At 68.3% G+C, this 18,175-nt stretch carries 30 protein-coding genes and 1 other RNA gene; 25 read left to right on the top strand and 6 right to left on the bottom strand.

The annotated features are described in order from the left end of the window. Positions 1-21 precede the first annotated feature (21 nt). The 5 genes from Gocc_RS14560 to Gocc_RS14585 are packed head-to-tail and all read left to right on the top strand — an operon-like array spanning position 22 to position 5,328. Positions 22-720 carry a hypothetical protein gene (locus tag Gocc_RS14560; RefSeq protein ID WP_114797306.1) on the top strand — a complete coding sequence of 233 codons (699 nt, stop codon included), beginning with the start codon at positions 22-24 and terminating at the stop codon, positions 718-720. A gap of 3 nt (positions 721-723) precedes the next feature. Continuing rightward, positions 724-1,929 (top strand): sialidase family protein, encoded by a 1,206-nt coding sequence (locus tag Gocc_RS15835; protein WP_147281338.1) that lies wholly within the window; start codon positions 724-726, stop codon positions 1,927-1,929. Then, positions 1,929-3,641 (top strand): heparin lyase I family protein, encoded by a 1,713-nt coding sequence (locus tag Gocc_RS16995; protein WP_114797309.1) that lies wholly within the window; start codon positions 1,929-1,931, stop codon positions 3,639-3,641. Before Gocc_RS15835 ends, Gocc_RS16995 begins: the two co-directional genes overlap by 1 nt. After that, positions 3,638-4,897 carry a hypothetical protein gene (locus Gocc_RS14580; RefSeq protein WP_147281339.1) on the top strand — a complete coding sequence of 420 codons (1,260 nt, stop codon included), beginning with the start codon at positions 3,638-3,640 and terminating at the stop codon, positions 4,895-4,897. Before Gocc_RS16995 ends, Gocc_RS14580 begins: the two co-directional genes overlap by 4 nt. A 20-nt stretch (positions 4,898-4,917) precedes the next feature. Beyond that, positions 4,918-5,328, top strand: coding sequence for a hypothetical protein (locus Gocc_RS14585; protein ID WP_114797311.1), 411 nt, complete (start codon positions 4,918-4,920; stop codon positions 5,326-5,328). Between the two features lie 2 nt (positions 5,329-5,330). Here the strand turns inward: Gocc_RS14585 and Gocc_RS15840 are convergent, their stop codons facing one another. Beyond that, positions 5,331-5,837 carry a hypothetical protein gene (locus tag Gocc_RS15840; protein ID WP_147281340.1) on the bottom strand — a complete coding sequence of 169 codons (507 nt, stop codon included), beginning with the start codon at positions 5,835-5,837 and terminating at the stop codon, positions 5,331-5,333. A gap of 125 nt (positions 5,838-5,962) precedes the next feature. On the opposite strand from Gocc_RS15840, the gene Gocc_RS14595 reads away from it, so the two are divergent. The 5 genes from Gocc_RS14595 to Gocc_RS14615 are packed head-to-tail and all read left to right on the top strand — an operon-like array spanning position 5,963 to position 7,929. Further along, a complete protein-coding gene (locus Gocc_RS14595; protein ID WP_114797313.1) occupies positions 5,963-6,514 on the top strand; it encodes a hypothetical protein in 552 nt (183 codons plus the stop codon). Positions 6,515-6,543: 29 nt separating this feature from the next. Beyond that, complete coding sequence (locus Gocc_RS14600; RefSeq protein ID WP_114797314.1) at positions 6,544-7,227, top strand: hypothetical protein; 684 nt, start codon at positions 6,544-6,546, stop codon at positions 7,225-7,227. Next, entirely contained in the window at positions 7,224-7,466 is a 243-nt protein-coding gene (locus Gocc_RS14605) for a hypothetical protein (protein ID WP_114797315.1), read from the top strand. Before Gocc_RS14600 ends, Gocc_RS14605 begins: the two co-directional genes overlap by 4 nt. Positions 7,467-7,476: 10 nt before the next feature. Continuing rightward, entirely contained in the window at positions 7,477-7,701 is a 225-nt protein-coding gene (locus Gocc_RS14610) for a holin (protein ID WP_114797316.1), read from the top strand. A gap of 9 nt (positions 7,702-7,710) precedes the next feature. Then, positions 7,711-7,929, top strand: coding sequence for a hypothetical protein (locus Gocc_RS14615; protein ID WP_114797317.1), 219 nt, complete (start codon positions 7,711-7,713; stop codon positions 7,927-7,929). A gap of 150 nt (positions 7,930-8,079) precedes the next feature. Here the strand turns inward: Gocc_RS14615 and Gocc_RS14620 are convergent, their stop codons facing one another. The 4 genes from Gocc_RS14620 to Gocc_RS15845 all read right to left on the bottom strand — a co-directional run bounded on the left by Gocc_RS14620 (position 8,080) and on the right by Gocc_RS15845 (position 10,089). Beyond that, positions 8,080-8,340 carry a hypothetical protein gene (locus Gocc_RS14620; protein ID WP_114797318.1) on the bottom strand — a complete coding sequence of 87 codons (261 nt, stop codon included), beginning with the start codon at positions 8,338-8,340 and terminating at the stop codon, positions 8,080-8,082. A 38-nt stretch (positions 8,341-8,378) separates the two neighbouring features. Next, complete coding sequence (locus Gocc_RS14625) at positions 8,379-8,687, bottom strand: hypothetical protein (RefSeq protein ID WP_147281341.1); 309 nt, start codon at positions 8,685-8,687, stop codon at positions 8,379-8,381. 37 nt (positions 8,688-8,724) lie between these two features. Further along, positions 8,725-9,525 carry a type I restriction enzyme HsdR N-terminal domain-containing protein gene (locus tag Gocc_RS14630; RefSeq protein WP_114797320.1) on the bottom strand — a complete coding sequence of 267 codons (801 nt, stop codon included), beginning with the start codon at positions 9,523-9,525 and terminating at the stop codon, positions 8,725-8,727. A 204-nt stretch (positions 9,526-9,729) separates the two neighbouring features. After that, on the bottom strand, positions 9,730-10,089 hold the full coding sequence (locus Gocc_RS15845) for a hypothetical protein (protein WP_147281342.1): 360 nt from the start codon (positions 10,087-10,089) through the stop codon (positions 9,730-9,732). Between the two features lie 98 nt (positions 10,090-10,187). Between Gocc_RS15845 and Gocc_RS14640 the strand changes: the two genes are divergently transcribed. From Gocc_RS14640 to Gocc_RS14695, 14 genes are all read left to right on the top strand, one after another. After that, positions 10,188-10,535, top strand: a complete 348-nt coding sequence (locus Gocc_RS14640) for a hypothetical protein (protein WP_114797322.1) — start codon at positions 10,188-10,190, stop codon at positions 10,533-10,535. Between the two features lie 270 nt (positions 10,536-10,805). Continuing rightward, the gene (locus tag Gocc_RS14645) at positions 10,806-11,099 is read left to right on the top strand and encodes a hypothetical protein (protein ID WP_114797323.1); all 294 of its coding nucleotides are present in this window, start codon (positions 10,806-10,808) and stop codon (positions 11,097-11,099) included. Next, a complete protein-coding gene (locus Gocc_RS14650) occupies positions 11,096-11,419 on the top strand; it encodes a hypothetical protein (RefSeq protein ID WP_114797324.1) in 324 nt (107 codons plus the stop codon). The genes Gocc_RS14645 and Gocc_RS14650 overlap by 4 nt, the downstream gene beginning before the upstream one ends. Further along, positions 11,416-11,571 carry a hypothetical protein gene (locus tag Gocc_RS16420; protein ID WP_181813725.1) on the top strand — a complete coding sequence of 52 codons (156 nt, stop codon included), beginning with the start codon at positions 11,416-11,418 and terminating at the stop codon, positions 11,569-11,571. Before Gocc_RS14650 ends, Gocc_RS16420 begins: the two co-directional genes overlap by 4 nt. Further along, positions 11,568-11,795, top strand: coding sequence for a hypothetical protein (locus Gocc_RS14655; protein ID WP_114797325.1), 228 nt, complete (start codon positions 11,568-11,570; stop codon positions 11,793-11,795). The genes Gocc_RS16420 and Gocc_RS14655 overlap by 4 nt, the downstream gene beginning before the upstream one ends. Next, positions 11,792-12,085, top strand: a complete 294-nt coding sequence (locus Gocc_RS14660) for a hypothetical protein (RefSeq protein WP_114797326.1) — start codon at positions 11,792-11,794, stop codon at positions 12,083-12,085. Before Gocc_RS14655 ends, Gocc_RS14660 begins: the two co-directional genes overlap by 4 nt. After that, positions 12,082-12,900 carry a recombinase RecT gene (locus tag Gocc_RS14665; protein ID WP_114797327.1) on the top strand — a complete coding sequence of 273 codons (819 nt, stop codon included), beginning with the start codon at positions 12,082-12,084 and terminating at the stop codon, positions 12,898-12,900. Before Gocc_RS14660 ends, Gocc_RS14665 begins: the two co-directional genes overlap by 4 nt. Further along, positions 12,897-13,862 (top strand): hypothetical protein, encoded by a 966-nt coding sequence (locus Gocc_RS14670; protein WP_147281343.1) that lies wholly within the window; start codon positions 12,897-12,899, stop codon positions 13,860-13,862. The genes Gocc_RS14665 and Gocc_RS14670 overlap by 4 nt, the downstream gene beginning before the upstream one ends. Further along, complete coding sequence (locus Gocc_RS17000) at positions 13,862-13,990, top strand: hypothetical protein (RefSeq protein WP_281268466.1); 129 nt, start codon at positions 13,862-13,864, stop codon at positions 13,988-13,990. The genes Gocc_RS14670 and Gocc_RS17000 overlap by 1 nt, the downstream gene beginning before the upstream one ends. A 10-nt stretch (positions 13,991-14,000) precedes the next feature. Next, on the top strand, positions 14,001-14,483 hold the full coding sequence (locus Gocc_RS14675) for a hypothetical protein (RefSeq protein ID WP_147281344.1): 483 nt from the start codon (positions 14,001-14,003) through the stop codon (positions 14,481-14,483). Next, on the top strand, positions 14,480-14,722 hold the full coding sequence (locus Gocc_RS17005; protein WP_114797330.1) for a hypothetical protein: 243 nt from the start codon (positions 14,480-14,482) through the stop codon (positions 14,720-14,722). The genes Gocc_RS14675 and Gocc_RS17005 overlap by 4 nt, the downstream gene beginning before the upstream one ends. Then, positions 14,719-14,937 (top strand): hypothetical protein, encoded by a 219-nt coding sequence (locus tag Gocc_RS14685; RefSeq protein ID WP_114797331.1) that lies wholly within the window; start codon positions 14,719-14,721, stop codon positions 14,935-14,937. The genes Gocc_RS17005 and Gocc_RS14685 overlap by 4 nt, the downstream gene beginning before the upstream one ends. Further along, positions 14,934-15,230, top strand: coding sequence for a hypothetical protein (locus Gocc_RS14690; RefSeq protein WP_114797332.1), 297 nt, complete (start codon positions 14,934-14,936; stop codon positions 15,228-15,230). The genes Gocc_RS14685 and Gocc_RS14690 overlap by 4 nt, the downstream gene beginning before the upstream one ends. A 435-nt stretch (positions 15,231-15,665) precedes the next feature. After that, the gene (locus Gocc_RS14695) at positions 15,666-16,691 is read left to right on the top strand and encodes a tyrosine-type recombinase/integrase (RefSeq protein ID WP_114797333.1); all 1,026 of its coding nucleotides are present in this window, start codon (positions 15,666-15,668) and stop codon (positions 16,689-16,691) included. 43 nt (positions 16,692-16,734) lie between these two features. Here the strand turns inward: Gocc_RS14695 and ssrA are convergent. Next, positions 16,735-17,101: a transfer-messenger RNA gene (gene ssrA, locus Gocc_RS14700) on the bottom strand. A gap of 104 nt (positions 17,102-17,205) precedes the next feature. Between ssrA and Gocc_RS14705 the strand changes: the two genes are divergently transcribed. After that, the gene (locus tag Gocc_RS14705; protein WP_114797334.1) at positions 17,206-18,144 is read left to right on the top strand and encodes an AAA family ATPase; all 939 of its coding nucleotides are present in this window, start codon (positions 17,206-17,208) and stop codon (positions 18,142-18,144) included. The last annotated feature ends 31 nt before the right edge of the window (positions 18,145-18,175 follow it).

Raw genomic sequence — 18,175 nt, forward strand, 5'->3', positions numbered from 1 at the left:
ACACAGGGAGGGTGATAGCTGATGGCTGACGGCATACCAATCACTGCCGGTGCTGGCACGACGGTCGCGACAGACGACACGGGCGCGACCGGGCACGTGCAGCTGTTCAAGCTGGCGTACTCGGCGGACGGGTCGCCGACGCTGGTGCCGGCGGACGCGAACGGCCTGCTCGTGAACACGGAGCTGACGACCGCGGACGTTGACACGGGCGCGGGCACGGACACTCGTGCTGTGGTGGGGCTGGTGTTGGCTGCCGCGGGGGGCGGGCAGCTCGCCCCGGGCGACGCGACGAACGGGCTGAAGGTGCAGGTGGCGACGATGCCTGCGGCGGCGGACACGACGGACTCGATTTCGGCGGCCGCGCAGACGGGCGTGCTGAAGTCTGGGCTCGCGTCGGTCACCGTGAAGAAGGCGAAGGCGAACGTTGCTGCGTCGACGACTGACAGCGTGCTTGTCGCGGCCGTGGCGGGCAAGAAGATCCGTGTCATCAGCGTGCGCTTGCACGCGGGCGGCACGGCCACCAACGTGACGTTCAACAGCAAGCCTGCTGGTGCTGGTGTTGCGATTTCGCCGACGTACGCTTGCGGCGCGAACGGCGGCCGGTCGGACTCGTCCCCGCAGGGAGATTTCGAGTTCGAGACGGCGGTGGGCGAAGAGTTGTCTGTGACGACGGGGGCGGGCTCCACGGTCGGCGTCGGCGTCTCGTACGTGGAGGTGTAGCGGGTGGCTTCGGTCGAACTTCAGACCGTCACGTCTTCGACCCCGTTCGTCCACGCACCAGGCCTTGTGAGGGCCGGGTCGCGCTACTACGCGATCTACGCCGACGGCACGAACCTCGTCTACAAATACAGCGACGACAACATGGCGACATGGTCGTCGTCTGTGACTATCGCCACTGGGTCGGCCAACAACAAGCCCGCGGCGGTGTACGACGCGACTAACGGGCGTCTGAACATCTGCTACGCGGGCGGAAACTCGACGTCTACGTCGCTGCGTTTCCGTGCGATCACGACGAATGTCGCGTCCGGTGTTCCGGGGGCGTTGACAACGGAGCAGACGATTGACGCTGGCGGCACCAATCTCGGCGTCATCTACCCGTACATCGTGCATTCGGACACGGCCACGAATCCGCGCTACTGGATTGTGGCGTTCAAGGTGACGGCGGCGTCTACGTATGAGACGCGCGCATGGTTCGTTGCCGCGGGCAGCGCTGCTGACACGGCGGCGAACTGGAGCACGACGAACTTCACGAACGTGTTCGCTAATTCGAGCAGCAACACGCAGCGTGGCGCTGCTGCCGCATTCTGGACGGCATCCGGATCGCCGAAGTTGACGATCGTCTCGTTCGGCACGTCGGGGGTCCAGATGAAGTCGGTGACGTTCGACCCGTCCGCTGCCACGCCGACTCCGGGGACGATCACAACGTTCGGCACAGCACCAACGTCAGTTGACATTTTCGCGAACGGCCCGATGATCGCGGCCGCAGGCGTCACTGATGCGTGCGTCATGTGCTACACGGACACGTCGGGCAGCGGCACGGTCGCCTTCTACTCGACTTCTGACGGCACAACGTGGACGGCGCTCACGTCTGGGTCGGTAACAGGCGGACGTTGCTCGCTCGGGGTGTCCGCGGCAGGAGATGTGTACGCGGTACACACGGATACCTACGGTGCGATCGGCACGACGGCGCAGACGTTGAGCAGCCGCAAGATCGCGTCGCCGTACACGACGCTTGGCGCAGCATCAGCTTTTTCCGACACGGCGGGCAACCCGGTGTCTGTCGCGATCAGTCTCGGGTCGAGTCTGCTGGCGTGCTTGTATCGGGGCAGCACGGCGTCGCCGTACACACTGCGGTCGGACTCCGTGTCGATCGCCGCGGCAGCGCCTGCCGCCGGCCCGCGGGACCTGCTGCTGCTTGGGGCGGGCTGATGGCGGGCGAGACAGACCTCGACCTCGACTTCGAGGCGGACGCCGTCGCGTCGAACGTGTCCAGCTTCAGCAAGTTCTCCGGGCTGGAGCGCAACTCCGCGCACCAGAACGCGGTCGTGTCATCGCCGGTGCGGTCGCCGCGCCTGCACGCCGGCTACTTCGAGGTGCATCCGGGCGACGTGTGGGCGGGCAACAACACGGTGCGCGCGCTCGCCAATAGGTCTGACACAGGCGAGACGACCGGGCAGGAGTACTGGTGGGCCGTCTCGTTCCGGGTGCCGTCGACGGTGAACCCGATCCGCGACAACCTCGTGTGGGAGCTGCACCATCCCGCGTCCCTCTACAATCTCGCGGCGCTCGGCGTCGCCCCGCACGCCATCCACCTGCGCAACGAGGCAGGCACGATGAAGGTCGAGTGCAGGGTGGCGGCCGGCAACGGCACCGTCGGTGTCGGCTACGCGAACTGGGCGCCGAACAACGTGCTCGCCACGCTCGTCTACGACGTGTGGATCTCCGTGCTCGTCCACATCGTGTTCACGGAGACGTCGACCGGCACGATCGAATACTGGATTGACACGACCGGCACCGTCGACTCGACGTTCGGGACCGGGGCGCCCGCCTACTCGCAGTATTCGGCGCAGACGATGCCGTACTGCAACTCGGCGAACGTCCACAACGTCTCCCTCTACACGGAGGTCGGCCTGTACACGGGCGGCTCGACGACGGACAAGCAGTCGATCATCTACGTGGACGGGGTGTGGCGGCGGCGCACCCGAGCGGACGCGGTCGCGAAGCTGACCGGCGGCGGGTCGAGCCCCGCGAACCCGAACGACGCGCAGCCTGCCGGCTACCTGGGCGGCAACTACACCGTCACGGGCTCATCGCTGAACGGGTCGCAGGCGGACAAGCAGCGGTGCTCTAAGATCCTCGTGCCGACGACCGGCACCGTCAACCAGCTGCGCGTCTACATCGAGCCGCAGGCTGTCGTCGGGACGGAGCTGGTCAAGCTGGCGGTGTGGCGCGGCACGAGCGCAGACCCGTCGGGCGCGCCGGTCGGCACGACTGCCGAGCTTGCGTTCACGTCATCCTCGCCGGCCGGATGGTATGTCGCGGATGTGCTGACGCCGTTCGCGGTCACCGCGGGCGAGACCGTGTGGGCGGGCATGATCAACGGCGGCGCGGCGAACATCGCGTTCGAGCGGTACGCCGTCTCCGCAGGCGCGTTCCGGCTGATGGCGGCACCGTACGCGAACGGGCCGATCGCCTGGGATACCGCCGCCGACCAGGTGTTCGACCTCGACCAGTTGATCAACCTGATCGGCACCGCCGGCGCAGGCACCGCCCCGGCGAACACGGTGCCACCGACGGTGGGCGGCGCGGCCCAGGTGGGACAGTCGCTCACAGTGGCGAGCATCGGCACTTGGACGGGCTCGCCGTCGACGTTCGCCTACCAGTGGCGGCGCAACGGCGTGGCGATCTCGGGCGCGACAACGTCCACCTACGTGTGCTCGACCGCCGATATCGGCAGCACGATCCGCTGCACCGTCACCGCCGCCAATGCGACCGGCTCCGCGTCCGCCGACACGGCCGACACGGCCGCGGTCATCGCGGCCTACGCTCGGATCATCGGCCTCGCCACGTCCGGCCGCACGTCCGCGCCTCGCACCGTCGGACCCGGCCGCACCGCAGGACAGGGAGGCGGCGGCGGATGAGCCTACTCCTGCTGCTCCGGCAGACTGCAGCAGCGTCCGTGGGGATCGCGCTTGCGACCGCGAAGGCCGAGATCTCCTGGTCGGCCGCCCCACGCGGATCGTTCGTCCTCAACACCTCCGCGTTGGACAGCACTGCCACGCTCGGCATCAGCGCGTTCGACGACGCCTTCGGCGGCCCCTACGACGACATCACACCCTACCTCGACGAAATCACCATCGAGAGCGGCCGCTCCGACGACATCGCCCTCCTCAACGAGAGCAGCTGCACGCTCGTGCTCCGCGACCGCACAGGCCTGTTCTCGGCCGAGAACCCTGCCTCACCACTGTACTCGGACATCGCCGCGCGTCTCCACCCGGTGCGCGTGAGCATGACAGTCGCCGGCACGACCTACCGGCAGTTCTACGGCTGGGCGCGCCGCATTCGCTGGCAGCCCCGGCGGCGGTCAGGCTACACCACGATCGAGTGCGTCGACCTGCTGTACTGGCTTCGCCGCACGAGCCCGACGATCGCGGCGACCGGACCGACCACGGTCGGCGCGGCGATAGGATTGATCCTCGATGCGGTCGGCTGGATCGACCCGGCGATGCGGTCGATCGCGACCGGCGACCCGATCGCGAACTTCTCAGCGGACGGGTCGAAGACCGCTCTGACGCTGATCCAGGAGCTCCTCGACTTCGAACGCGGCGTCTTCTGGGTTTCCGGCAGCGGCGTCGCGACCTACGAGACGCGCCATGCGCGCGCGTTGAAGCTGACGGCCGGCACGATCGCGAACGAAATGCAGGCGGTCGGCCCGGGCGTCGACGCCGACCGAGTGCGGACGAAGGTGACGGTCACCCGCACCGGAGGCGTCCCCCAGGTCGTGGAGGACGCGGCCGCTGCGAACCTGTGGGGGCCGTCTGACGGCGACTCGATCGTCTCCTCCTACCTTGCGTCGGACGCGCAGGCGGCCGAGCTCGGGAACTACGTGATCTCGCAGACGAAGAGCCCGCGGTCGCCGCTGCGGTCGCTCGAGTTCGACGGCCGCACGACCGCGCTTCTCACGCAGCTGCTCGCCCGCGAGTTCGGCGACAAGGTGACGGTCACGGAGGCGGCTGGCGGGACGGCCGGCAGCTTCCACGTCGAGCAGCGCCGGCTGAAGGTGTCGGCGGGATCACGGCTTGTTGAGGGCTCGTGGATCGTGTCGCGCGCGTCGGCGAACACGGTGTTCGTGGTCGACACTTCCGCGTTGGACAGCGGCGCCGTGGTCGCCTACTAGGAGGGCGCCGATAGTAGAGGGTGCCGATCATCGACCAGCGACACATGTGTGGCGCGAGCGTCCACGCGACCGTCGGCGACGTCGAAGTCTTCTGGGACGCCTACCTTGCCGAGCGGGGGCTGCAGCCGTTCGAGGCGGGCGTCGTCCTGCCCGCCTACGTGTCGGATGGGCGGTGGGTGGCCGACTGTGTTCGCTGCGCGTCGGGCGTTGCGTGCTGGCCTGAGAATCCGCGCGGCTGCTGCCTCGCCTGTGGCGCCGTGTACACGGTCGTCTTCCCGCCGGCGGCGGACATCGCGAGGGCGGAACGGGTGCTCGACGCGAGGCCAGCCGGCGCCGCGAACTGGCGGCCCGACCTCGGTGAAGACGTCGCCGACTTGAAGGTCGAGAACCTCGTCCGTGCGGTGCCGCTCGAACCGGCGTTTGAGCTATGAGACTACGCCGCGAACCTTCCCGCAGCGTCACGCGATCTCCGCGCGGCGCGGCCGTGCATCCCCTCGTGCTCGGCCGCGTCCATGCGCCGAAGGTTCTCGGCCCGGTCGTCGTCCCGGATGCCGTTCTCGTGATGAACGTGCTCACCCGGCTGCACGACATCATTCGGATGTGTCTCGTTCCACACGGCGTGGGATCGGGGGATCGAGAAGGTGCCGCCATGCCGGAGCGCCGTCGGCCACATCGCGGCCTGTTCCGGTGTGATCGTTCGCCGAACGTAGCCACCTTTCACGGTCCACTCACCGCCTCCCCAGCGATGATGTTCCTCTCGCGCCTTACCGGGTTCGCCACGATTCCACGTTTCGTGTCCAGGCTTGAAACGGGTCTCTTGGCCGCCGCCGTTGTGGCCGTGAGCGAACCGTGCTGGCTTCAGCTGCTTCGACACCGGCGCGATCAGCGTCCCACAGCCGCATTCGCACGGGATCTTCGGCATCGCCTCAATCTCCGCCATCCGTCGCGCGTAGTACCGGGCTTGACGCTCTCCGGATGTAAGTCGCTTAGACATGGGGACATTATGACGGTCCGGGCGGTCATCTAGTGGCTTGGAGCGTCCCCAGGACGTGGATTGCGGGCGAGGTGCTGACGGCGGCGCTGCTGAACACGCATCTCCGCGACCAGCTGTTGGCGCTGCGCGAATCCTATGGTACGACGCTGCCGGCGTCTCCCGCCGACGGCGATGTCGCGGTGCTCGTGGATTCGCTCACAGCACCCACCTACCAGTGGCGGTTCCGCTACAACGCTGGCTCGTCGGCGGCGGACAAGTGGGAGTGCTTGGGCGGCGTGCCTGCGAAGGTCTCCGGCGCGACGCTGACGGTTGCGTCGACGACGGCGACCGACTACACGGGCGGCAGCATCACCGTGCCGCGGCAGGGCGTGTACGACTGCCGGTTCGGCGCCAACGCGACGAACACTGGGTCGGGGGCGAAGTACCTGGATTTGATCGCCGCCGGGACGACCGTGAAGACGCAGACAATGGGCAACCGCGCCGACAGCTTCGGGTCGGGTGAGGCGCGGACGGCGAGCATCGCGGCGGCGTCGGCTATCAAGATCGCGGGCCGCGGCGGCGACGCCACCTCGTCGACGTTCGACAGTGGCTACCTGTTCGTGATGCCGGTGAGGGTGAGTTGATCTTGCCGGGTTGCGGCCGATAGTAGGCCGTGGCATCCCTGACCCGCACCCTCCGCCTCGGCATGCGCGGCAAGGACGTCGAGGCGCTCAAGCGCGCGGTCATCCGCTACCTGGGAGACGGCCGCTCGTGGCGGCAGCTGGTCGCGTCCGCACCGGTCGTCCGCCGCACCTACGGGCCGCTGTTCCGCCGCCTCGTCAACCGGGCGCACGCGAAGGCCGGAACACCGCAGTCGGGAGTCATCGGCCCCAGGCTCGAGGCGCGACTGCGCGCCGCCGGAGCGTTCGACGCCAAGGCCGACCGGCTGCTCGCCGAGTACGCCGCGGCCGTCACGCCGAAGCCTCCCGCCAGGCCGCCGCTGATCGAGCCGCGCCAGGGCTTCGGCTCGCTGCACGAAAGCCTGTGGGAGGCGTACTCGATCGGCCGCAGGATGGGACTCACCGACCTCGGCACCTACAACCCGGACTCGCGGCTGCCCGGCGGCGGCAAGTCCGACCACGCCTTCCTGCCCGCCTACGCATTCGACCTCGGCTTCACCCCGGCCACCGGATACCAGCACCCCGTCGCCCGCCGGTTCTTCCGCGAGATGGTCGGCCGGCTCGAGGTCAACTATGTCATCGTCGGCAACAAGATCTGGAGCCGCGAGCTCGGCGAGCACCACTACACGCAGGGCGGCCACGAAGGCCACGTCCACGTCAGCGGACGGCGTCAATGACCGATGAGCCGGCCAGCACCATCCTCTACCGGGTCGGCACCCTCGAACGACGAGTCGACGACCTCGAAGCCATGCAACCCGCCGTCCTCATCGAACGCGTAGCCAACCTCTCAGGCGACGTACACGACCTCGCCCTCGACGTCAAAGGACTGCGACGCGCCCTCTACACCGTCGCGCTCGCCGTGTCCCTCTCAGCGATCGCATTCGCCTTCACCGTATTCGAGCTCATCCCCCAGTAGGAGACCAACCATGATGTCCAGACGGTTCCTCCGCGACCTCGCCGAACGCGCACTGAAAACGTTCGTACAGACCACCATCACCGGCGCCCTCGTCCTCCTCACCGTCGACGGAGCATCCTGGAGCGACGTTCCCGGCGCCGCCGCCGCCGGCGCGTTCGCCGGCACCCTGTCAGCACTCACGAGCATCCTGTCTTCCCTGCGCGGCAACCCCGACTCGGCGTCCTTCGTCGAGTAGCACTGTCCGGTGGCGCGCGAGCTCGAACACGCCGAGCTCGCCGCCGCCGACCACCTGGTCGGCGAAGCACTCGACGTGTGGCGGCTCCGCTACCGGGCAGCCCGCGACGCTGGACTCGACCCGTTCGACGCCGAGCTGTTCGCCTCGTCGAGCGCCGACACCGGGCTACTGCGCCGCCTGCATGCCAACGGATGCGACCCTCAGCTGATCGCCGAGATCGTGCTCTAGCTGCGGGCGGCGGCGCGGCGGATCAGCGACTGGGCACGGAGAGTACGAGCGCGAACGCGACGACTCTTCCGACCAATCTCACGGCAGAGCCGGCAGCACCAAATACGCCTAGGTCGTCCACGACGATGTTCTCCGCTTCCTCGCTATCTCTCACGCTCGTGATGCCGGCATCGCTCGGCACCCGCAGCCGCCGCCGCGCTCGCACCCGTGCACGGGCCCGCCGAGAGGCATCACCTGCTCCTCGAGCTCGGCGAGCGTCAGCACCAGGCCGTGGTGGCGGTCGCACACCTCGCAGCACCCTTGGGCGGCCACGCGCCACATCACGTCCATGTCGTCCCACCGACGGCCACCGGACGGCGTTATAACCAGCTTCGCCGCGTCCGCCACGGCGTCGCCGGCCTCGCGCCTCAACGCACGCTCGACCGCGTCAGAAGCGCTCCCGCCGACGCTCAGGGACTCACCTTGTCCGCCTGCCAGATGCAGCGCTCTCCCTCGCAGGTGACCGAGAACGATGCCTGAGCGTGCTCGGCGTTCGTGTCAACGATCGTCGCGAGGCACGTGTACTCGTTGCCCTGCTTCCGCACACAGTCGACGGCGGTGGCGCTGTAGCCGTCCTTGGCCTGCGCGTTGAAGCCCGAGCGGAACGTTTGCTCGACGTCGCTCGAGCTCATCGACGAGCTGCCGCCGCAACCGGCGAGAGCGACGGCCGCGGCTGCGAGAGGGACTGCAGCGTGCACCCATGATCCGACCACCTTCACGCTTCCCTCCGATCGATGAGTGAACAGGCTGCCGAAGTCACATGCATTCCGTCCGTATAACCGAGTCGCGGATGATCCCGCGAAGGTCGGACGCCGCCGCGTTCTGCCCCGTCGTCTTCCTGAGTTGCTTGCGGACGGCGTCCAGCACCGGGTCAGAGAGCAACACGGCCGCGATCGACTTCGGCGACGTCGCACGACGAGCTCTCCACAGGTCGTCGATCTGGCGGCGCTTCATCGACTCTCTCGACAGGTAAAAGAGGAGGTTCGCCTTCTGCGCTGGCGTCTCGGGGCCGAGCAGGTTCACCTCGAGCGCCAGGTCGATCTCGACCGGTAGTCCGCCGCTGAGGTGATACGCGCGCCATTCGACACCGTTCGTGAGGATCACCCATTCGACGCCTTCGTTGACCGCGTACATCTCGACCTGGCGAAGGTGCTTCGTCGTCAGCTTCGTCGTGACGCGCTTGACCTCGAGGAACGCGACGAGATCCTTGTCGATCCGGATTCCATAGTCGGCGAACTCGCCCTTCACCGCGTACTCGGTTGTGAGATCAGCGTATTTGTCGAAGCCGAGGGCTTCGCACAGGAAGTCGGTGATCAGGAGCCTGGTGTCGCCTTCGTTCGCGTCGCGTGCGACGAGGTCCCCGAGCGGCTTCGAGAACTTACGCACACCTGCCCTGACGCGCTCTCGGGCGTCCGCCTCCCACTTGGGGATGCCTCCCGACGGACGAGCAGGCTTTGCTCGAACGGCGTCCTCGATGCTCGCGGTTGTGTCCGTGACGACCACTGGGGGTTGCGCAGGGTCGGGCTGCGTGACGTACGGCCAGGATCCGTCGGTCATCCGAATCTCTCCTTTACTACGTGATCGCTGTCGGCGTCGCGGCCACTAGACACCGCGCTGCATGACATGGTCAGATCCACACGCCGTCAAACCACGCGAAGGGGCATGGACAGGTGATCATGGTGAAGAATGCCCGCGATAGGGCGGCGCTGGATTTCGTGCTGCAAGCGATCGACGTCTTCCTCGCCGAGGTTGACAGGGCTCTCACGCATTCTGAGCCTCGTCGCTCGCGCCGTTCAGCAACGCCCGCAGCCTCCGGTTCTCTTCGGCCAGTCTTGACTCTCGTAGTCGGAGACGCTCCTGCTCAGAGATTGCGAGAGCGCCCTCCGACAGACCAACCGCCCTCTCGATCTCCGTGACTACGGCGTAGCTAGGCATTCTCTCGCCGATCATGTACCGGCGGAGCGTACGGCGTTTCGTCTCGCCGTTGGTCCCTGGCGCGAGTTTCCGCGCGAGCGCCCGCAGTGAGCTTGGCTCGCGCCCGTCCTGCTCGTTCTGCTCGAGCGCGGCTTCGAGGGCTTGGCCGAATGCATTCAGTGGCCTTGCTGGTGTGCGCTGTCTCATGCTCGGATGATGGCCCCATGTGGCCGCGAGTGCCAGGTGGACAAGTTGGGCCACAGGTGGCCTTGACATAGTGGCCCCATGTGGCCTATGCTGGCCACATGAAGGTAGGCAACGCGAGTTACGGCGAGCGGCTGAAGTCCGTGATCGCCACGACGCCTGGGGCCAGCGGCCGCAGGCTTGCCGGCCAACTGCGACCCTCGAACCCGGAGCCGATGCGCAGGCTGCTCCGGCGGTACGTGACGGGAGAGAGGACGCCAGGGCCGACAGTGAGGGCCGAGATCGTCGCGGCTCTTCGGGAGATGGGGGCCGACACGCGGCCTATCGAGCAGGACGATGACGAGGAGGAGGCCGCGTTGATTCGCGAGCTGAACGACCTCGCCGCCCTCGTCGACTCGATCCGCGGTCGGCTCCCCGTGCTTCCTGACCGGGGGGAGGCGGCGGCGTGAACGAGCCGATGCTCCTGATCCCGCGGCGTGTCGTGAAGGCGCTCGAGGTTGAGCACGCCGTCGCGGCCCAGCAGGTTGAGGTGCTGCGCGACATGCTCGCGGGCGCGCCTCGCTCGCCGGTGTTCGCGGGCCGCTGCTGTCTGTGCGGCGCGCCTGCGTCGGGCCACTACTGCCACGGCTGCTCGTGGGCCGGGGCTTCTGGGCATTCGACAGGGGGTGCTCGCAAGCCTGCCCAGGTTCGCGCGAGCACCCCCGGAAAGGAGCCTACCAATGGGCTCTGACACGAAGCAGCGGGTGAGGCCGCTGTCGAGGGCGATGGAGGATCTGCTGCTCCGGGTGCCCGGATACGAGCACGGGTTCAGGCTGGCCGTGGCTTACGCGGTCAGCAGCACGACGTTTCGCGCACTCGTGGACCGCGGGCTCGTCGAGTGGTCGCTCGCACCTGTCGTGCGGGACGACGGACGGATGAGTGCTACCCGGCACTACCACTGGCGGCGGACGCTCAGCGGTGACGCCGTGGCGCTCGAGATCTCGCTGGCGCGCGAGCGGCAGGTGCAGTCGTGAGCGCCGACACACACACGGGGCAGGAGGCTGCCGAGCTGACCGTCGGCGACCCGTTCCTCTGGTACGCGGCGGCGGCACGGTTCGCCGAGGGTCTCGGCGGCAAGCGGTACACGGTCGTCAACGTCCATCATCTGCCGCCCGGCGTGTTCGAGCAGGTCGACCTCGACGAGGTACATCTCATACACTACGACGGCGAGCACTGGCTCTACGGCCGCAAGTCGTTCGGGCCGGTCGGCGTGAATCTCTACTCGACGCACGATCGGGACGAGATCACGGCCACGTACGCCCGCCTGGTCGCTGCCGGGAAGGCGGAGTCGTGACCGGGTGGGACGCGCTCGCCGCGGTCGCCGCGCTCGTGCTGCTCGCGTTCACGCTCGCGGTCGCGGAGTGGCGGTCGTGGGATGAGCGCCGCCGGTCTTCGCGGCTGGTCGAGAGGACGCTGTGGCGGATGACCGGAGGGAGGCGGCTGTGAGCGTCCAGGAGTGGGACGTTGCGATGACGCCGAGGAAGAAGGGCGGCCCGGTCCAGGTGGTGATTCCGGCACCGATCGCCAGGTCGCTAGGGGAGCGAGGCTACAACCGCGCCAGGGTGAGGCTGACCGGCGAAGGCATCCTCTACATCCCTTACCGGAGGGATGGGGTCGCGGAATCCTTGCGGTCGCGGAAGGTCGACCTGCCGGACTGGGGGTCGTCGTGACCGCCCCGGTGAGGGTGACGCTCGAGCGCGAGCACCTGCAGGCGATCGGTAACGCCCGCTACATGCTTGCGGTGCTCGAGCAACTCGGCCTCGACGTGCGGCGGACGATCGACGACCTGGACGAGATCGTGTCGGCGGCGCGGGCGGCAATGGAGCGGGTCGAGCGGCAGGAGTGGGTCGGCGCGAAAACCGACGAGCCCGGCCGATTCTGCTGCGGCGGCTACGTGTTCGCGTGGGACAGCGGGCAGCACTCCGTCCGCGTCGACCGGCTACCGAAGGAGGGAGCATGAGCACAGCAGTGGCACGTCGCGATCCCGTCGCCGAGGTGTGTACGACGATCGCGTCCAAGGAGTTCGAGGCCAAGATCGTGCAGGCGCTTCCCGACGGGGTGACGCCCGCCCGGTTCGTCCGCACGACCCTCACGGCGATCCAGCAGAACCCGGACGTCGTGAAGGGCACACGGCAGTCGCTCTACAACGCCGTCATCCGCTGCGCCCAGGACGGATTGCTACCGGACGGGCGGGAGGCGGCGCTCGTCGTCTTCCGCGCGAAGGGCACCGACGTCGTGCAGTACCTGCCGATGATCGGCGGCCTGCGCAAGATCGCGGCCGAGTACGGCATCAAGATCGAGACGGCCGTCGTCTACGAGCGCGACAAGTTCGAGTGGGAGCTCGGCTTCGAGCCGCGCGTCCTGCACGTGCCGCCGGCACTGGGCGAGGACCGCGGCGAGCCGATCGGCGCCTACGCGGTCGCGACGGACAAGCTCGGCCGCAAGTACGTGGAGGTGATGTCGCGGCAGGAGATCGAGGAGGTGCGCAAGGTGTCGCGCGCCGCCACCTCCGAGTACGGGCCGTGGGTGAAGTGGTGGGCGGAGATGGCGCGCAAGACGGTCGGGCGCAGGTTGTTCAAGCAGCTGCCGTTGCACGACCTCGACGAGCGCGGCGAGCGTGTGATCTCAGCCTCCGACGCTGAGATTTCGTTTTCGCCGTCCGGGCTCGACAGCCTGCCGCATGTCGACCCGTCGGAGCCGGAAGAGGTGCTGACCGGCGACGTCATGGACGACGACGACGACGACGGCATCCCGTTTGGGGAGCCGGCGGCATGAAGACACTGACCGGCATCCGCCCGTCCTTGTGGGCGCGCTGCGTGACGGCCGCGATCCTGCAGGGGCGCGGCGAGCGGGAGGAGGAGCTGCCGCCCGAGACGTCCGAGTGGTTTTTCCGCGGCCAGGTGTTCGAGGAGATCGTGATGCGGCAGGTCGTAGCGCGCCACGGCCGCGACAACGTCGAGCGTCAGGTTGTGATCCCGATCGACGGGATCGGCGAGGGGCACGCGGACGGCTACCTGATCCCCGACCGCGCGCTGATCGAGGTGAAGTCGACGACCGCGCCGTACCCGAACTCGGACACGTTTTCGTTCGGCTGCCGCCAGCTGCGCATCTACGGCGCCTACCACCCGGAGGCCGAGCAGGGGCACCTGTACATGCTCGACCCGAACCGCATGAAGCCGGCCGACATCTACACGGTGCGGCTGGCCGACGACGACCGCGAGCAGGTCGAGCAGGAGCGGCAGGCGATCGTCGCTGGTGTAGCGGGCGGCGACCTCGAGCCTCACGGGCACGAGTACCGGCCTTGCACGAAGCCGTCGCAGGCGCGCGGCCGCATGTGCCCGTTCGCGTCCGTGTGCTTCGCCGGTTGGCAGCCGCCTGCCGCCCGCGTCGTCTCGGAACCGGCCGCGCTCGGCGCTGCGGCACGGCTGGCGGCCGTCAAGGGTGCGATCCGCTCGCACGAGCAGGAGATCAAGGCGCTCGAGGAGGAGAAGCGCGACGCCGAAGCTGTGCTGCTCGAGGTGACGGAGCCGGGGGACAACACGATCGGCCCGTGGTCTGTGCGCCGCACGGACGTGCGGCGGTCGCCGTCGTTCTCGCTCAAGGCGGCGGAGGCGGCGGGTTTTCCGGTCGAGACGCTCGCCGAGTTCATGCGGCCCGGGGCCGCGTACACGACGTTCCGTGTCGGGCCCGCCGAGGAGGCAGGCGACGCCGACGTCGGAGAGGAGGCACCGTTCTGATGGCCGATCGCACGAGGGGCGGCCGCAAGCGTCCGCTCACGAGGCTGGAGTTGCGCCGCCGCCAGTGGGACGCGATGCCCGCCGAGAAGCAGAAGGGCACGAAGCGCCCGGGGTCGCACAAGCGATGAGGAGGACGAGATGAGCGGATACCCGGAAGGGTCTGCGCTGCGAGTGTGGGAGGAGGACGGCGTCACGATGAGCGTCGTCCGCCACAGCAGGATGGGACATCTTTGCGGCTACGCGCGCTTCCCGCGCCGGCCGGTCGCAGAGGACGGGTACGACGGCATCCTGACGTTCGTGCCCGTGCACGGCGGCATCACGTACGCGAGGGAGGACACGGACGGCTCGATGGTGTACGGGTTCGACTGCTCGCACTACGGCGACTGGACAGATTCCGATCGCAGCGGCCGCGTGTGGGAGGAGGACGAGGTGGCCGAGGAGACGCGCCGGATGGCGCGCGGCATCAAGGCCGCCGTCGCGTTCGAGCAGCCGTACCTGTGGGCGGCGACGCCGGAGGAGCGGGCGTCCGTCCTCGACGACTACCACGAGTCGCTCGGCGAGCCCGTCGACATCAGCGACAACTTCGGCGCGGCGATCAAGCTCATCGGGGGCCTGAGGTGACCGGCTGGCGGCGTGAGATCGCGGACGTGCAGTCCGAGTTGGACGCTGAGGCCGAGTGGGTGCGCCGGTCGGAGTGGGCGGAGTTGGACGGCCGCGTGACTGACAGGGCGGAGTGGCAGGCGAGCCTGGAGCGCCGGCGCGCCCGGGTGCGCGAGCTGGAGGCACGCCGGGACGAGCTGATCGCGCGGGAGGAGTCGGAGGCGGAGCTTGGCGGTCGGTGGGGAGGCGAGGCGGCGTGACGATCGAGATCATCGACCGGTATGTGCCGCTCTATGGCTACACGCACGACGATGCCAAGTGCGAGCTGGAGCGGCTGCGAAGGCAGTACTGGGGAGACGCTCGCGTGCTCGTGGTCGGGATGGTCGAGACGAGATCGCCCGGGCACAGAACGCCACGCACGACCGCTAAATGGTGCGCCCTGATCCGAGAGGCCAAGGGAGGCGAGGCGGCGTGAGCGATTTCGACACGGTTGCGAATGAGCTTGGTCGGCGTGGAGTGGAGTGGGCGCATCTAGCGCTGGAACGGATCGAGGCCCGTCTCGCCGAGGCGGAGCGCGAGCGGGACGAGTTGCGGGAGGCGCTGGCCGCTGTAAAGGCTGTGATGCTCGACGCGCAGCACACGTATGGGTATGTCGGCGAGGACGGTGCGCCGTTCGGGCCGATGATGGTGGAGAGGGACGCACTTCTTGCCGCTCTCGGGATCGATCACGCTGCCCTGTGTGCTCAAAGAGGAGGCGAGGCGGCGTGAGCGCGGCCGAGCATCCACGGCCGTGGAAGACTCCGGTGCCCGGCGGATGGGTCTCGACGATCTACCGGGAGTCGTCTGCACGGGTGGAGTCCCCGCCCTGGTACTTCGAGACGATGGCGTTCCTGGACGATGGCATCGCGTGGGAATCGGCGGCGAGACGCGAGCAGGAGGCTCGTCGTCAGCACGATCTCGCCGTCAGATGGTTCTCACGCGCTGCTCTGTCTCCTGGCCGGGGAGGCGAGGCGGCGTGAGCACCGAACGGATTGAGGTCTTTACCGCGAGCGGGAGGGACAAATACGAGGGGCCAGACTGGACGTGGCGTGACAACGACAACTTTCTGTTGGTCTGCAATAGGCGCACAGGGGTGGTCGTGAGATACCCGTGGTCGTCGGTGGAAAGTGTGTGTAGCTACCCGAGCGCTGGGGGAGGCGAGGCGTGAGCGCCGCCGCTGTCGAGTTGACTCACGAGCAGCTCGCACCCATCATCAGGGCAGCCTTGAAGGACAAGCGCTATCGCGCGACCTCCCTCGGCGCCCTCGTTGGGAGGTACTGCCGCTGGTTCCGAAACGAGAAGGGGGCGTCAGACGAAAGCGTGCGCGACTACGAGTCCGTCCTCGCGCGCATGGCCCTCACGCTCGGCGACAAGCAGCCCACAGACATCACGATCGAAGACCTACGCGACGTCATCGACCTCTGGGCGATGCGCGAAGCCGCGACACGCGCGAAGATCACTTCCGTCATCCGATCGTTCTGGGAATGGGCGGAAGACGAAGGACACGTCACCGACTCGCCCGCCCGGAAGCTGAGGCGCCCGAAGAAGCCCCGCAAGGCCGCCCGCATGCTCCCGATCTCCGTCGACGCGCGGCTCATCGCTGCAACTACGACCGCGCGCGACCGGCTCGCCCTCCTCGTCCTGCTCGACTGCGGCGTCCGCCGGCGCGAGCTTGGCGGCATCCGCGTGCGCGATCTCGACCTCGCCAGGCGCAACCTCATCGTCTACGGCAAGGGCGCGAAGGAACGGACGATCCCGATTCGCGGACGGATCGTGCTCGCAGCCGAGGAGTACCTACTCGACGACCTCGCCTTCGTCGGCCGCAGGCCCGAACCCGACGACTACCTGCTGTACCCGGAGAAGCGAACTCCTGCAGGGCAGATCTACTGGGCGAACCCGAAGCACCCGTGCGCGATGAACACCGTGCATCGCTGGTGGTACCGCATGCTAAGGCAGGCAGGTCTCGTCGGCGCGGGAGTCACGTCGGGCATGAACATGCACCGCGCCCGCCACACGTTCGCGCAGGACGTCCGCCGCGCTTACCCGGACATGGGCACGGTGCAGCAACTCCTCGGCCACGCTGACCCGTCGACCACGATCGCGCTGTATGGCAACTACTCGCCTGAGGATATGGAGCGCGCGATGGACGCGTTCGCCAGGTCGCTGCGCGCTAAGGAGGAGTCCGAGTAAGTGTTCCTCCGGCGACATTCCCGATACCGCTATTTCAAGCCGATGATGGAGGCGGCGGGAATCGAACCCGCGTCCGCGGACGCACCGGACAGAGCTTCTACGAGCGTAGTCCGCGCTTGCATCTCGCCCGGCGGCCGGTGGCGGACTCCCTACCGACGGGCCAGCCATCCTTTGCCGTCGCGCCTTGGGCGATTGGCACTCCCGCCGCGCCGAGCCCGATCGTTGGCGCCCCGGCCCTGGCCTCGGGCCCAGCCAGGCGGGACGTCGCCTTACCTAGTCAGTGACTAGGCGGCGAGTGCGAGATCGTTCTTCGCACTTGCGTTTGTTCCCGGTGGATTAACGAGGCCGACCGGGGACCTCGACTCGCAGCTCTGCCGGAGAACCGACCACGTCGAAACCAGGTCGCCCCCGTATGTCATGTTCCCCCGCATCGTAGCGGCCGCGCGCCCCGGGCGAGACAAGCGCTCGACGTGGAAGTATCGTGGAAGCGGGAGCGACTTCGTGGGAGGGACGCATGGCGCACGTCACGGCCGCACCGTACGAGAACCTGATCACCCTGCGTGACCGCGTGCGCGAAGAGATCGGCAAGGTCGTCGTCGGGCAGGGCGACGCCGTCGAGCTGCTTCTCGTCGCGGCGCTCGCCCGCGGCCACGTGCTCATCGAGGGCCCGCCCGGCAGCGCCAAGACCCTCCTCGGACGCGCCGTCGCGTACGTGCTCGGCTCGTCGTTCAAGCGCATCCAGTTCACGCCGGACACGGCGCCGGACGAGATCACCGGCTTCTACGTCACGAAGATGGGCGAGCGGAGGTTCATGCCCGGCGCCGTGTTCGCGAACATCCTGCTCGCCGACGAGATCAACCGCACGCCGCCGCGCACCCAGGCCGCGCTGCTCGAGGCGATGCAGGAGAAGACGGTCACCGTGGAAGGGCACAGCCACCGGCTGCCCGACCCCTTCCTCGTCATCGCGACGCAGAATCCGTTCGAGCACGAGGGGATCTTCCCCCTGCCCGAGTCCCAGCTCGACCGCTTCCTGTTCAAGATCGACCTCGACTACTGCGATCCCGAGAGCGAGCTCGAGATGCTGCGGCTGCCGCACACGGGCGTGACGCCGGACATGCTCGGCGAGCTGCAGCCGCTGCTCGGCGTCGTCAGCCTCGACAGGGCGCGCCGCGAGCTCGACGCGACCGTCGTGCCCGAGACGGTCGCCCGCGCCGTCGTCACCCTCGTGCGCAACACGCGCGCGCACCCGGGCGTCGAGCTCGGCGCGAGCTCCCGCGCCGCGATCCACCTCCTCAGCGCGGCGAAGGCGCGCGCGCGGCTCGACGGTCGCGACCACGTCGAGCGCGACGACGTGCGCGCGGTCGCCCCGCATGTCCTGCGGCACCGGCTCATCTGCCGCGAGGGCACGACGCCGGACGAGGTGCTCGCCGCCGCCCTCACGGCGCAGGGCTGAAGGGCCGGGCGCCGCGGCGCGCGCCCGACCC

This window comes from Gaiella occulta (assembly GCF_003351045.1).
Classification (GTDB): domain Bacteria; phylum Actinomycetota; class Thermoleophilia; order Gaiellales; family Gaiellaceae; genus Gaiella; species Gaiella occulta.